9 protein-coding genes and 1 pseudogene are annotated in these 14105 nt (G+C 64.6%); 4 read left to right on the forward strand and 6 right to left on the reverse strand.

Going from position 1 to position 14105, the window contains the following annotated elements:
- Positions 1-11: 11 nt before the first annotated feature.
- From AX729_RS07670 to AX729_RS07680, 3 genes are read right to left on the reverse strand one after another with little or no spacing between them, the layout of a single operon-like run.
- Positions 12-881 carry a carbohydrate ABC transporter permease gene (locus AX729_RS07670; RefSeq protein ID WP_061021669.1) on the reverse strand — a complete coding sequence of 290 codons (870 nt, stop codon included), beginning with the start codon at positions 879-881 and terminating at the stop codon, positions 12-14.
- A complete protein-coding gene (locus AX729_RS07675) occupies positions 878-1828 on the reverse strand; it encodes a carbohydrate ABC transporter permease (RefSeq protein WP_061021672.1) in 951 nt (316 codons plus the stop codon). Before AX729_RS07675 ends, AX729_RS07670 begins: the two co-directional genes overlap by 4 nt.
- 1 nt (position 1829) lies before the next feature.
- Complete coding sequence (locus tag AX729_RS07680; RefSeq protein WP_061021673.1) at positions 1830-2678, reverse strand: phosphodiesterase; 849 nt, start codon at positions 2676-2678, stop codon at positions 1830-1832.
- Positions 2679-2932: 254 nt separating this feature from the next.
- Between AX729_RS07680 and AX729_RS07685 the strand changes: the two genes are divergently transcribed.
- Positions 2933-3943 (forward strand): M23 family metallopeptidase, encoded by a 1011-nt coding sequence (locus AX729_RS07685; protein ID WP_061021675.1) that lies wholly within the window; start codon positions 2933-2935, stop codon positions 3941-3943.
- A gap of 17 nt (positions 3944-3960) precedes the next feature.
- Here the strand turns inward: AX729_RS07685 and AX729_RS07690 are convergent, their stop codons facing one another.
- Positions 3961-5433: a protein adenylyltransferase SelO gene (locus AX729_RS07690; RefSeq protein ID WP_061021677.1), complete on the reverse strand. Its 1473-nt coding sequence runs from the start codon at positions 5431-5433 to the stop codon at positions 3961-3963.
- Positions 5434-5629: 196 nt separating this feature from the next.
- Here AX729_RS07690 and aspS point away from each other — a divergent pair, with 196 nt between their 5' ends.
- Positions 5630-7465, forward strand: a complete 1836-nt coding sequence (aspS, locus tag AX729_RS07695; protein ID WP_061021678.1) for an aspartate--tRNA ligase — start codon at positions 5630-5632, stop codon at positions 7463-7465.
- Positions 7466-7719: 254 nt separating this feature from the next.
- Here the strand turns inward: aspS and AX729_RS07700 are convergent, their stop codons facing one another.
- Positions 7720-9690, reverse strand: a complete 1971-nt coding sequence (locus tag AX729_RS07700) for an aq_1923 C-terminal domain (protein ID WP_061021861.1) — start codon at positions 9688-9690, stop codon at positions 7720-7722.
- 247 nt (positions 9691-9937) lie between these two features.
- On the opposite strand from AX729_RS07700, the gene AX729_RS07705 reads away from it, so the two are divergent.
- Positions 9938-12244: an NADP-dependent malic enzyme gene (locus AX729_RS07705; protein ID WP_061021681.1), complete on the forward strand. Its 2307-nt coding sequence runs from the start codon at positions 9938-9940 to the stop codon at positions 12242-12244.
- 244 nt (positions 12245-12488) lie between these two features.
- Here the strand turns inward: AX729_RS07705 and AX729_RS07710 are convergent.
- Positions 12489-13448 (reverse strand): annotated as a pseudogene (locus AX729_RS07710) (IS5 family transposase).
- 201 nt (positions 13449-13649) lie between these two features.
- Here AX729_RS07710 and AX729_RS07715 point away from each other — a divergent pair.
- Entirely contained in the window at positions 13650-14102 is a 453-nt protein-coding gene (locus AX729_RS07715) for a DoxX family membrane protein (protein ID WP_061021683.1), read from the forward strand.
- Positions 14103-14105 lie beyond the last annotated feature (3 nt).

Below are 14105 nucleotides of genomic sequence, written 5' to 3' on the forward strand. Positions count from 1 at the left end.
CGGAAAATCTCCTATTTGATGCCTGAGGTGACGAAAGAACTGATGAAGCGCTTCTGGAAGATCAGGAAGGCGACGAGCAGCGGTGCGATCACCATCAGCGTGCCCGCGGCGATGGTGCCCCAGGCCTGGGTGCCTTCCGCGGTCTTGGTGAAGACGGAGAGGCCGACCGTGAGCGGCCGCTTGTCCGGCGAATTGATCACCATCAGCGGCCACAGGAAGTCGTTCCAGTGGCTGGTGACGGAGATGATGGCGAAGGCCGAGAAGCTCGGCATCGACAGCGGCACGTAGATGTGGCGGATGCGCTGGAACAGGCTGGCGCCGTCGATCAGGGCGGCGTCTTCCAGCTCGGTCGGGATGGCCTCGAACGCCTGCCGCATCAGGAACGTGCCGAAGGCGGAGGCGAAGAACGGCATCATCACGCCGAGGAGCGTGTCATAGAGGCCGAGCTGCGCCACCAGGCTCAAATTCGGCACGATCAGCAGCACCGGCACCAGCATCAGCTGCATCAGGAACAGGTAGAAGATCAGCGTCTTGCCGGGAAAGTCGAGGCGGGCGAAGGCAAAGCCCGCCAGCGTGATGGTGACGAGCTGCACCAGCAGGATGCCGGCGCAGATGATGGTGGTGTTGAGCGTGTAGCGCGGAAAATCGCCGATCTCCCAGGCATCCCTGACATTGTCGAGAGTCGGTTTCAGGCTCGGTATCAGCTCGGCCATGGTGTTGATGCCGTCGGAGGCCGGGCGCAGTGTCGCCACGCCCATCCACAGGAACGGGATCAGCCAGACGATCGCGAGCAGCATCGTCAGCACGAAGCCGAGCTTCGGCGTGATCTCGTTACGGGTGGCGAGCGGGGCGTCCCTGAAGAGGCGGTCGAACAGCTTCATGCCCCACCCTCGCGGTTCGCCATGGTGCGGAAGGAGAGCGCGGTGAGGCTCATCAGCGCGGCCAGTGTCAGCAGCGTCGCCGCCGAGGCCTTGCCGATGTCGTAGTGCTCCACCGCCTGCTGGTAGATGTAGAACAGCACGAGGCTGGTCGAATTGGATGGTCCGCCCTGGGTCATGACGAAGACGTGGTCGACCTGCGTCACCGCGTTGAGGATTGCGATGACGGTGACGAACAGGAAGGTGGGCTTGAGCTCCGGCAGGATGATGTGGCGCAGGCGCTGATATGGGCCGGCGCCGTCGAGATGCGCGGCTTCCATCACGTCCTCGGGCACGGCCTGGAGGCCGGCGAGGAAGAACAGCATGTAGTAGCCGGCGTTCTTCCAGATCGTGATGATCATGATCGCAGTGAGCGCGATGTCGGGGTCGCCGAGCCAGTTCGGCAGCACCGGAAGCAGCCGGCCGATGTAGTAGTCGAGCAGGCCGACATTGGGCAGGAAGATGAACAGGAACAGCGCGGACGCAGCGACCATCGGGATCAGCACCGGCAGGAACAGCGCGGCGCGGAGCGCGCTGGTCACCGCGTTGGTGCGCGCGAGCGCCAGCGCGAACAACAGCGCAAGAGCGATGCTCGGCACTGCCGTGCCCACGGCGTAGATCAGGTTATTGACGACGGCGCCGGTGAAGGCGGGATCGCCCAGCACCGCTGATATATTGTCGAGACCGACGAAGCGGAGCGGCGCCTTCGGTGTAGCGCGCTGATAGAGCGCATCGACGAGCACGCGGCCCATCGCGCCGTAGGTGAACAGCGCGAGGAAGACCAGCGAGGGCAACAGCAGCAGATAGGCCGGCAGCGAGGCTTTGAGACGCTTGGTGGCGCGCTTGAGGAGGTGCAGGCGCGGCGCTGCCGGGGTCGCGACGGAGAGAGCCGCGGGTTCGGCGAGGCTCATCTCACCGTGCCGGGAAGTTGAGCGCGTAGTCGCGGCCGTCCATTCCCGCCGGCGGCTCGAACGGGAAGCGCAGACTCTGATCGAGGAAGTCGTGGCTGTGCACGACGAGGTTCTCGTCGTGGATCAGCACGACGCCGTAGGCCGGGGGCTCGTGGCTGGCCAGATGCGTAGCGCCGGCATTGAGCTCGAACCAGACCTGGTGGTTGGTGCCGCGCAGGGTCGAGAACGGAATCTTGCCCCAGCTGCCGAAGATCGGCCGGTGCACATGGCCGAAGAAGAGATGGCGGATGCGCGCGCGATAGGGCGCGATCACCTCGGCGAATTCCGCGCTCTGCTTCAGCGAGATCTCGTCCATCGCGAGCACGCCGACCGGGAAGGGCGGATGATGCATGAACACGACGAGCGGCATATCCGCCGGCGCGGCCGCGAGCGTGCTCGCGAGCCAGTCGAGGCGCTTGCCGCACATCTCGCCGGCGTGGCTGGTCTCGTCCAGCGTGTCGAGGAAGACGAACAGCCCATGCTCGGTGGTGCGCGTGCCCTGTACGAAGCCGTTGGAATCGCGCGGCGCGGCCTTCAGCGCATCGAGACAGGCGACGCGGCGGTCGTGATTGCCGACCATGGCGATGTAGGGAATTTTCAGCGCAGCCATTGCCTCGGCGAAATTGGCGTAGGATTCCGGCTCGCCCCAATGCGTGAGATCGCCGGTCACCACCGCAAAGGCGGCATCGGATTGATGCTGGTTGATGTCGGCGATCGCAGCGTCCAGCCGGGCGCGCGGGTCGAGGCCATAGAGCTTCAGCCCGGGATTCGCGAGATGCGTATCGGTGAGGTGGATGAATTTGAAGGGCATGGCGCGCTGTGTCGGGACGGTTGGAGGATGGACGTCTCCGGCAAGACGACCCTGACAGGCGGTTAGAGCGCGTATGTTTCAGTTTGATGACAGGCGTTCAGGCGGCGCGCCGATGATGTGGATAGGCCTTGGCGACCCGCCTGCCGCCAGACGACCTGCCACGATTGAGGGTCGTGGTGTCATCTACCTTGCCGCGAGGGTGCGGCTGTGGTTTGCTCGTGCTGCTCATCAAATTTGCATCACGAGATCTTTCCATGGCGACGCCGCGTGTTCTTCGCAAGCTCGGATGGCTTGCGACCCTTCTGCTGACTGTCGTTCCCTTTGCCGTCCCGGAAGCCGCCCGCGCGGAATTCAACTTCGCCCGCTACAAGGATACCGATCTCGATGAATTCCTGGCGCGCCGGCGGCCCACGAGTGGCCTCGACGTCTATCCGATGTCGCCGCTGAAACTAGACGTCACGCTGGCCTCGCAAGGGGGGCCCTGCGCAAGCGGCGCGCTCAAGCGCACTTTGATCATGAGCGGCATGCCCAAGACGGACGCCGACGGTTTGCAGGTGACCAACTGCATCACGGTGCGCTCCGCCAAGGGGCGCGAGCTCAAGGTCTTCATCCAGGACGTGGTCTACGGCTTTCTGCCCGACGAGGTGCCGGTCGGGGACAAGCTGTCACTCTATGCGATCCATGCGTTCACGTCTCCTGACGGGCCAGGATTGCTCGTCAATGAATTCCTGACCCCGCGCAGTTTTCCGCGCGCCGACGAACCGAAGAACACGACGATGACGTCCTGCGGATGCTGGATCCAGGACGAGCACCCCGGGGTCGACTTCACCACGGACAAGGTCGGTGGCGCGGTCACGGCAATGGCGGACGGCGTCGTCGTCAAGATCGAGACCGCCGAGCAGGCGCCGGCCGACCTGCCGATCATCGGTGACTGCGGCCGCTACGTGGTGCTCAAGCACACCTATCCCAATGGCGCCATCGTCTACACGCGCTATGCTCATCTCGGCCGCATCAATGGGCCCAAGGGTGAGCCGCTCGCAGTCGGCGCGAGCGTCAAGGCCAAGGACGCGATCGGTGAGATCGGTCCCGATAAGGTGCTGCATTTCGAGCTCCGCCCCGTCGCGCCCGGCACGACGACGGCGGACAAGGCGTGGGCCGAGCGCTACGGCAAAATGCCTGACATGGAGTGGTCCCGCTACGATCCCGTCGATCCCCAGAAGTTCGACGCGGCGTCGTTCGGCGGCGTGAGGAAGGCGACGAAGTAGGGACGCTGGCGCGTCTTTCACGTCCCGCAGAACGTCTGCAGCACCCGCTGGTCCGGCAGCGGCGGATCGGCGTAGGCGGGGTCGTCCGGCTGCTCATCGAACGGTTTGGCCAGCACCTGCACCAATTCCTCGAACGGCGCGTAATTGTCATCGTTCACCGCGGCCTGGATCACGGCCTCGACGCGGTGGTTGCGGGGGATGAAGAGCGGATTGACGGCGTGCATGGCGGCTTGCCGCTCGACGGCGCTCTGCGGCTCCAGTGCGAGACGCGCGTGCCAGCGTCCGGCCCACTCGTCGAACGCGCCGGGCTCCATGAATTGCGCGCGAACATCGGCAGTCTCATCGCCCGCGGCGTCGCCGAGCTTGCGGAAGGTGAGGGTGAAGTCGGCCTGGTTCTTGGCCATCGCATCCAGCAGGTCCTGGATCAGCGCCTCGTCGCCGTCGCGCTCCGTGAACAGGCCGACCTTCCTGCGCAGGCCGGCCTGATAGGCGGCGCTGAACTGGTCGGAGAAGGCGCCGAGAATGTCCTGGGCTTCGGCGACCGCCTTCTCCTGCTCGTCGGAGAACAGCGGCAGCAGGCATTCGGCGAGCCGCGTCAGATTCCACAGCGCGATGCGCGGCTGGTTGGCATAGGCGTAGCGGCCCATCTCGTCGATCGAGGAGAACACCTGCGCGGGGTTGTAGGCGTCCATGAAGGCGCAGGGGCCGTAGTCGATGGTCTCGCCTGATATCGAGGTGTTGTCGGTGTTCATCACGCCGTGGATGAAGCCGACCAGCAGCCAGCGCGCGACGAGCTCGGCCTGGCGCGCGACGACGCTCGCGAGCAGGTCGTGATAGGGGCGCTCGGCCTGGAGTAGGTCCGGATAGTGGCGGGTGATGACATGGTCGGCGAGGCGACGCACCGCCTCGGTGTCGCGGCGGACGGCGAAGAACTGGAAGGTGCCAACGCGGATATGGCTGGAGGCGACGCGGGTCAGCACCGCGCCGGGCAGCGCGGTCTCGCGGATGACGTGCTCGCCGGTGACGACCGCGGCGAGCGAGCGCGTCGTCGGAATGCCGAGCGCGAACATCGCCTCGCTGACGATGTATTCGCGCAGCACTGGGCCCAGCGCGGCGCGGCCGTCGCCGCGGCGGGAGAACGGGGTGGGGCCAGAGCCCTTGAGCTGGATGTCGCGGCGGACGCCGTCCTTGTCGATGACCTCGCCGAGCAGGATGGCGCGGCCATCGCCGAGCTGGGGCACGAAATGCCCGAACTGGTGGCCGGCATACGCCATGGCGATGGGATCGGCGCCGGCGGGAACCGTCTTGCCGGCCAGGATTTCGGCCCCTTCCGGGGTCTCCAGCAGGTCCGGGTCGAGCCCGAGCTGGAGCGCCAGCGGCCGGTTCAGCTTGATCAGCCGGGGGGCCGCGACCGGGGTCGGCGCGACGCGGGCAAAGAAGCTGTCCGGCAGCGCCGAATAGGAGTTCTGGAAGGGGAAATGGATGGTCATGGAGGTAAAGATAGGCGGGGAACGCCTGATGGCAAAGGCTTGAGGCCGGATCGCCCAAAAATGGGCGTTCCGGGCCCAAAACAGGCCGTTCCCTTGGTTGCCGCCCTCGGCCTCGTCGGGTAAACCCTGCGCAACTTCGGCTAGGGCATTAGGCCCTACCCGATTCGACCTCTCCGACATTGATTTTGGGACGACCATGCATCGCTACCGGTCACATACATGCGGCGCGCTCCGCGAGAGCAACATCGGCGAGACGGTCCGCCTGTCAGGCTGGGTCCATCGCGTCCGCGACCATGGCGGCGTGCTGTTCATCGACCTGCGCGACCATTACGGCCTGACCCAGTGCGTGGTCGATCCGGACTCGCCGGCGTTCTCGCTGGCCGAGAAGCTGCGCTCGGAGTTCGTGGTGCGGATGGACGGCAAGGCCCGCCGCCGCCCCGAGGGCACCGACAACGACGATCTGCCGACCGGCAAGGTCGAGGTCTATGTCAGCGAGATCGAGGTGCTCGGCCCGGCCGGCGACCTGCCGTTGCCGGTGTTCGGCGACCAGGAATACCCCGAAGACATCAGGCTCAAATATCGCTTCCTGGACCTGCGTCGCGAAAAACTGCACCAGAACATCATGACGCGCGTCGAGATCATCAAGTCGATGCGCCGGCGCATGGAGGCGCAGGGCTTCTTCGAGTTCAACACGCCGATCCTGACCGCGTCCTCGCCGGAAGGCGCACGCGACTTCCTGGTGCCCTCGCGCATTCATCCCGGCAAGTTCTACGCGCTGCCGCAGGCGCCGCAGCAGTACAAGCAGCTGCTGATGATGTCGGGCTTCGACCGCTACTTCCAGATCGCGCCCTGCTTCCGCGACGAGGATCCGCGCGCCGACCGACTGCCGGGCGAGTTCTACCAGCTCGACGTCGAGATGAGTTTTGTGACGCAGGAAGACGTGTTCGCGGCGATGGAGCCGGTGATCACGGGTGTCTTCGAGGAGTTTGCCAAAGGCAAGCCGGTGTCGAAGAATTGGCGCCGGATTCCATTCGCGGAAGCCTTGCGCAAATACGGCAGCGACAAGCCGGACCTGCGCAACCCCATCGAGATGCAGGACGTCTCCGAGCACTTCCGCGGCTCCGGCTTCAAGGTCTTCGCGCGCATGCTCGAGGATCCCAAGAACCAGGTGTGGGCGATCCCGGCACCGGGCGGCGGCAGCCGCGCGTTCTGCGACCGCATGAACTCATGGGCGCAGGGCGAAGGCCAGCCCGGCCTCGGCTACATCATGTGGAGCTTGCCCGACACGCTGACCGAAGTTGGGGCCGATGGCACCACCAAGAAACTTCCCGTCGAGCAGGGCTATCCCGTTGGCCGCGGGCCAATTGCCAACAATGTTGGTCCTCAGATCGCTGCCGCGCTCCGCGATCAGCTTGGTATGAAAGCGGGCGATGCCGCCTTCTTCGTCGCCGGCGATCCCGACAAGTTCTGGAAGTTTTCGGGCCTTGCCCGCAACAAGGTCGGCGAGGAATTGAACCTCACCGACAAGGAGCGGTTCGAGCTCGCCTGGATCGTCGACTTCCCGATGTACGAGTACAACGAGGACGACAAGAAGGTCGACTTCTCGCACAACCCGTTCTCGATGCCGCAGGGCGGCCTGGAGGCGCTGAAGGGCCAGGACCCGCTGACCATCAAGGCGTTCCAGTACGACATCACCTGCAACGGCTACGAGATCGCCTCGGGCGGCATCCGCAATCACGTGCCGGAAGCCATGGTGAAGGCGTTCGAGATCGCAGGTTACGGCGAGCAGGAAGTGGTCGACCGCTTCGGCGGCATGTACCGCGCCTTCCAGTACGGCGCGCCGCCGCATGGCGGCATGGCCGCGGGCGTCGACCGCATCGTGATGCTGCTCTGCGGCACCACGAATCTGCGCGAGATCTCGCTGTTCCCGATGAACCAGCAGGCCATGGACCTGCTGATGGGCGCGCCGTCGGAAGCCACGACAAAACAGCTCCGCGAGCTGCATGTGCGGGTGAACCTGCCGCAGAAGTGAGTGCCTCTTCGCCTCTCCCCCGTGCGGGGAGAGGCCGCATCGCATCGAAGATGCGAGGCGGGCGAGGGGGACTCTCCGCGAGTCGATCTGCTGATAGTGGCCCCGCTCTCTCTAAACCGTCATTGCGAGCGAAGCGAAGCAATCCAGAATCTCTCGGCGGAGGGATTCTGGATTGCTTCGTCGCAAGGGCTCCTCGCAAAGACGAAGAGAGATTTTCGCCAGGCCAGCTGCCACCACCTTCGCAGCAATAGGCCCTACAGCCCCGTAGATGCCTCGATCCTGAACTGTGCCAGCGCGATGATCGGCTCGTTGTCGAGGACGTCCATGAGTTGAAGCACCGGCAGCTTGCCGTGCGGGGTCAGCTTGATGGTGAGCGTCTGCCCCGAGGTCTCGACGAAGCCGGCAAGGGCATCCGCCGCCGCCCTGACATCGAGATTGGAGGCTGCAACCTTCTCGCCCTGGGCCCTGATCATCGCGACGATGGCTCCGCGCGCGGCATCGCGGCTGAGGTTCTGCATGCGCGAGAACTGCGCGACGACGAGATCGACGACGCCGCTGTCGCGCAAGGAAAGCTCGATCGCGCCGGTCTCGACCTGCGCCGCCTGGATCATGGCCTGCGCCGGATCAGTCGTGAACAGGCCGCGCGGCACATTGGCGAGAGCCACGCTTACCTGCGCTTTGGCGAGGTTGCCGAGATCGAGCGTGGCCGGCGCCAGAGCAAATGCGCCTGACGATTCCGTCCAGGCCGCGCCGAGATCGAGGTCGATCGCGAGCTTGTCGACGCCCGCCACGATCAGCGGCTGCAGCGCCGGATTGGCGGGATCGGTCGGCGTGACCATCTTCACGACCAGACTGGCCTTGCTCGGGATCGATCCCACCAACTGGCCCCAGTTCAGGCTGATCGTGTCGACGGTGATGGGCTGCCGAGCGTTCTTATGGGGTGCAATCACGCCCTTGACCTCGGCGCCTTCGAACACGCGGAACAGACCCAGCATCTGCTCCGGTGAGGGCGTCTGTCCGGGATTGCTGAGACCGGCCCCCAAGCGCATCAGGTTTGCCGCGCTGAACGACTTCAGCGCGAAGCGCTCCATCTTGAACCGCCCCTGCGGTACCGGCGTATCGACGCCCTCGATCGCGAATTCGCCCTCGCGGTATCTGATCGCGTTGACCTTGCCGGTCCCCTCCGGCGTGCCTATCGAGATCTTGCTGAGCTCGGCTTTGCCGATGCGAACACCCTCATAGATTCCGGCGATCTTCTCCAGCATTTCGCGCGATTGTGCCGGCGTCGGAACGGACGATTGATCCTGCGACAGCGCGTCAAATCGATCGGCCAGCCGGAATTTCGACGGTTGTATGTCGATGTCCTCGATCAAGAAGCCATCGATATCGATACGCATCCCCTGAGCCGTTTTGAGCGCATAAGGACCGGCCAAGATTTGCCGGTAGACGCGATGATAGGTCTCGTCACTACTGGTCTTTGGATCGAGCGCGGCGATGACCGCGGTCACATCGAAATCATTTACGATGACGTTCGACACCTCGCCGGTCAGCTTGTCCGGCTTGCCTGGCTGCTTTACTTCGATCGAGATGGCGGCGAGGTCCGCCTTGATCGCATCGATCTTGCCGCGCTTTAGGTTCTGGATCGCCAATCCGGAATAGGTGATCTCGCTGCTGCCGCCGGGACCGCTCCCGGAATCGAAGCTCATCGTCAGTGTCGGCGCCGTGAGCGAGGACGCCGTGACGCTCGCGTATTGACCGAGCACGTAGCGGTAGAGTTCGATCAGGGAGCCGTTCGCCGGCGCGGTCCGGGCGTGAAGGGGGCCGGCATAGTCGCTCATCGTCAGCTGCGGGATCTTGTACGACGCCATCACCTTGGCCTGACCGACTTGGTCAAGCGCGACGTCGATGCCGGTGATGTCGATGCGGTCGGCCGAAAACCTGCTGTCGTCGATCAGGCGAACGCCGGTGCCCTTGATGCCGGCGATCCTGATCTGCGCCTGCGGCTGCTCGCCGGGAGCGATCGCGATGTCCTCGATCGCGAGGGTACGCGTCCCCAGTTCGAACGTGATCTTGCCATGGCTGGCCTTGCCGCCGCCCGAGCGCATCTGCTCGAACGCCGCCTCGACCTCGCTGGTGGCCCGGTGCTGGACGTAGAGATTGAAGCCGAACCATCCGCTCGCGCCGAGCACGGCTGCCACGATCACGCCGATCAGGATTCGCTTCATTCCCAGCTCCAGTTGCTCGCTCTGCACCGCGCAACCTGCCATATTCGGCAAACGTCGCGCGGTCCAGGGAAAGCTATGCTTTTCAGACAGTTGACTGCGCGCCCTGTTGATGGGGAAGCAATCGGATGTTGCCACCGGGGCACCCGGCGTGCTTCATCCCGTTTCCATGACCCGGAAATACCGTTTCGCTCGGGCGGCAGCTCCGGATCATGCATTTTGATGCCGGTAACGTGAGGCAAGACTCCGCATGTCGTCCTATTCTGATGATCTCCACCAGGCGGCGCTGGCCTATCATCGTCTGCCGCGCCCCGGAAAGCTCGAGATCCAGGCAAGCAAGCCGCTTGCCAACCAGCGCGACCTCGCGCTCGCCTATTCTCCTGGCGTCGCCGCGGCCTGCACCGAGATCGCCAAGAACCCGGCCGAGGCGGCCACGCTCACCACCCGTGCCAATCTGGTCGCAGTCGTCTCCAACGGCACCGCCGTGCTCGGCCTCGGCAATATCGGCCCGCTGGCCTCCAAGCCGGTGATGGAAGGCAAGGCGGTCCTGTTCAAGAAATTCGCCGGTATCGACGTGTTCGACATCGAGATCGCGGCCGACACCATCGACCGCGTGGTCGAGACGGTTGCGGCGCTCGAGCCGACCTTCGGCGGCATCAATCTGGAAGACATCCGCGGTCCGGAATGCTTCGAGATCGAAACGCGCCTGAAGGAGCGCATGAAGATCCCGGTCTTCCATGACGACCAGCACGGCACCGCCATCATCGTCGCCGCGGCGATCAGCAACGGCCTCAGGCTGAACGGCAAGAAGCTGTCGGACGTCAAGATCGTGGCATCGGGGGCAGGGGCCGCCGCGCTCGCCACGCTGAACTTGCTCGTCTCGATGGGCGCGCAGCGCAAGAACATCTGGGTCTGCGACATCGACGGTCTCGTGCATGAGGGACGCAACACCTCGATGGACCGCTGGAAGGCGGTCTATGCGCAGAAGACCGACAAGCGCACGCTCGCCGACGTGATCGGCGGCGCCGACATCTTCATCGGGCTCTCGGCACCCGGCGTGCTCAAGCCCGAGATGGCCAAGGCGATGGGCGAAAAGCCCCTGATCCTGGCGCTCGCCAACCCGACGCCGGAGATCATGCCGGAGGAGGCGCGAAAAGCGCGCCCCGACGCCATGATCTGCACCGGACGCTCCGACTATCCGAACCAGGTCAACAACGTCCTGTGCTTCCCCTTCATCTTCCGCGGCGCGCTCGACGTCGGCGCCACCGCGATCAACGAGGAGATGAAGCACGCCGCCGTCGAGGCCATCGCGCAGCTCGCGCGCGAGGCGCCGTCGGATGCGGTCGCGCAAGGCTTCGACACCGGCGAGACGCAAGGGTTCGGCCCGGGCTCGCTGATCCCGAGCCCGTTCGACCCGCGCCTGATTCTGCGCATTGCGCCGGCCGTCGCCAAGGCCGCGATGGAGTCGGGTGTCGCGACGCGGCCCATCACCAATTTCGACGAGTACACCGCGCTGCTCGAGCGCTTCGCCTTCCGCTCCGGCCTCGTGATGAAGCCGATGTTCGCCAAGGCAAAGACCCAGCCGGTCCGCGTGATCTATGCCGAGGGCGAAGACGAGCGCGTGCTGCGCGCGACGCAAGTGGTGCTGGAGGAGAACCTGGCGCGGCCGATCCTGGTCGGCCGTCCCTCGGTCGTGGAGGCGCGCATCAAGCGCTTCGGGCTGTCGATCAAGGCGGGTAAGGATTTCGACCTCGTCAATCCCGAGGACGATCCGCGCTACCGCTCCTATGTGCAGTCCTATGTCGAGGTCGCCGGACGCCGCGGCGTGACACCGGATGCGGCGCGCACGGTGGTGCGCACCAACAATACGGTCATTGCCGCACTCGCGGTGGTGCGCGGGGAGGCCGATGCGATGCTTTGCGGCGTCGAGGGCCGCTACATGAGCCATCTGCGTCATGTCCGCGAGATCATCGGCTTCTCGCCCGGCATCAGCGACTACGCGGCGCTGGCGCTGATGATCACCAGCAAGGGCGCCTTCTTCATCGCCGACACGCAGGTGCGGCCCAATCCGAGCGCGGAAGAGCTTGCCGAGATCGCTTCGCTCGCGGCGGTTCACGTGCAGCGCTTCAACATCAAGCCGAAGATCGCCTTCGTCTCGCACTCGGATTTCGGCAGCTACGACACCGAGTCCTCGCGCAAGATGCGGCGGGCGACCCAGCTGTTGAAGGACAAGCATCCGGAGATCGAGGCCGATGGCGAGATGCAGGGCGACACTGCACTTTCAGCCGCTGCGCGAAAGATGGTGCTGCCGCACTCCAAGCTCGAGGGCGAGGCCAACATCCTGATCATGCCGACCCTCGACACCGCCAACGTCGCCTATCAGATGATCAAGTCGCTGGCGGATGCGCTTCCCGTGGGCCCGATCCTGGTCGGTCCGGCGCGCCCCGCGCACATCCTCACGCCATCGGTGACGGCGCGCGGCATTCTCAACATGACGGCCGTGGCCGTCGTCGAAGCGCAGGAGCAGGCAGCCCGGCAGCCGACGTTGTTCACCTGAAGGGCGTCTGCAGTGCCGCCGGAGGTGCTATTCCTTCTCCCCTTGTGGGAGAAGGTGGCATAGGTGGCTTTGGCCGCCGTTCTTAAGAACGCCGAAGCGAAGCTTCGCCGCTTCGCGACGAGCCACCTTCTCCCACAAGGGGCCTGTTGCGTTATCGGCTTTTGGGCCGGCGACGTCGGGAGAGCGGGCCTTGGTCAGGGCTGTTATTGGTCAAGGGCTGTGTTGGTGGCCCTTGGCGGGCGGCTCAGGCGGCGATCGTGGCCCACCGCCTCATGTTGAAGGCGATAGAGGCAAGCAGGACCTGCCCGTTCGCCTTCACGAGACCGACGTAGCGGATACAGGTCAGTCGCATGCGGCGATTGAGAGTGGCGAAGGTGGTCTCGACCTGGGCTCGTCGGCGCGCGATGAGGCGGTTGTAGCGTTTGAGCCGGGCCGGCAGCTCTGGATGATGCCTGTTGGGACGGCGGGCGATGCGGGGCTTCTTGCCTTCCGCCTTCAGCCGGGCCCGTCGGGCATGAGTGTCATAGGCCGCGTCGGCCCAGACCACGGCTTCGTCGCCGCGGATCAAGGCGTCTGCAGGTGTCGTGTCATTGACGTTGGCAGGTGTGGTCAGCACCGCGCGGATCAGACCTGATCCTTCATCGACCCCCACATGAGCCTTGTAGCCGAACGTCGAGCCGCTCTTGCCCTGCCGCTTGGCAAACCGGGCATCAGGATCGTTCGAGGGACGATCCTCTTTTGGAGAGGCCGACACCGCCTGGATCAAGGTGGCATCCAGCATGGTGCCGCGCTTGAGGATGACGCCAGCATTCTCAAGCTGTCGATCCAGTTCGGCAAACAGCTTCTCCAGCAGGCCTTGTTCAACAAGCTGGTTCCGGAATCGGTTCAGAACCGTATGATCGGGCGTCGCATCCTCAAGGCTCAAACCGACGAAGCGCTTGAACGACAACCGGTCGCCCAGCGCCTCCTCGAGTTCGCGCTCTGAAAGACCATAGAGCGACTGCAGCAGCACAGCACGAAACAGAACCAGCACTGGATAGCCGGGACGACCGGGACTCCCCTCATCCCGCAAATGGCCGATCAACTTCTCAAACCGATACTACTTCACCAAGCCCGCAAGCCGATCCAGCGCAGCATTGGCGCCAGCCCCCTTCGGCATCAGCGCCTCCACAAAGCTCGGCTGTCCCGTCTGCTTCACCGCCATCGTCATTCTCCCAAGGCTTTGCCCTAGAGAATCACAGCCGACGAATTACGCAACAGGCCCACAAGGGGAGAAGGGGTAGCGAATGTGTGGCGCGTTTTGAATTCCTCGCGGTTCTCCATTTCCCCGTTTGAAAACCGCAAGCCGACTCTTCATAATCCCCTCAAGCGTTCCGTGCGGTAGCGCTTTGCCAAGAGGCCGATCATGCCAGCGTTCGTGACTTTCGGGCGAATCCTGTTCGCCGTGCTGTTCATCTACACGGGCGCGACCAAGCTCTTTGCCATCCAGGCCACGGCCGATTTCATCGCCAGCAAGATCGTGGTGCCCGAGGCCATCGCGCCCTATGCCACGCAGATCGAGACCGCAACGGCGATGACGACGCCGCAATTGCTGGCGATCGCGATCGGCGGGCTCGAGATCCTGGCCGGGCTGATGATCGCGCTGAATTTTGCCGCGCGTTTCTTCGCGATGCTGCTGATCGTCTACGTCGCCGTTGCGACCGTCCTGTTCTACGATTTCTGGAACCAGACCCCGCCGGACAACGCCAAGATGCTGGTCGACGCGCTCAAGAACCTGTCGATCATCGGCGCACTCTGCATGATCATCGGCTACGGCCGCACCACGCGTCCGGCCGAGGCGGCCTACGGCGACGTGTAGCGA

It is taken from the genome of Bradyrhizobium sp. CCH5-F6, assembly GCF_001556045.1.
GTDB lineage: Bacteria > Pseudomonadota > Alphaproteobacteria > Rhizobiales > Xanthobacteraceae > Bradyrhizobium.

Coding starts and splice junctions, on each gene's coding strand:
- AX729_RS07670 (WP_061021669.1), bottom strand. CDS start 881: ATGAAGCTGTTCGACCGCCTCTTCAGGGACGCCCCGCTCGCCACCCGT.
- AX729_RS07675 (WP_061021672.1), bottom strand. CDS start 1,828: ATGAGCCTCGCCGAACCCGCGGCTCTCTCCGTCGCGACCCCGGCAGCG.
- AX729_RS07680 (WP_061021673.1), bottom strand. CDS start 2,678: ATGCCCTTCAAATTCATCCACCTCACCGATACGCATCTCGCGAATCCC.
- AX729_RS07685 (WP_061021675.1), top strand. CDS start 2,933: ATGGCGACGCCGCGTGTTCTTCGCAAGCTCGGATGGCTTGCGACCCTT.
- AX729_RS07690 (WP_061021677.1), bottom strand. CDS start 5,433: ATGACCATCCATTTCCCCTTCCAGAACTCCTATTCGGCGCTGCCGGAC.
- aspS (WP_061021678.1), top strand. CDS start 5,630: ATGCATCGCTACCGGTCACATACATGCGGCGCGCTCCGCGAGAGCAAC.
- AX729_RS07700 (WP_061021861.1), bottom strand. CDS start 9,690: ATGAAGCGAATCCTGATCGGCGTGATCGTGGCAGCCGTGCTCGGCGCG.
- AX729_RS07705 (WP_061021681.1), top strand. CDS start 9,938: ATGTCGTCCTATTCTGATGATCTCCACCAGGCGGCGCTGGCCTATCAT.
- AX729_RS07715 (WP_061021683.1), top strand. CDS start 13,650: ATGCCAGCGTTCGTGACTTTCGGGCGAATCCTGTTCGCCGTGCTGTTC.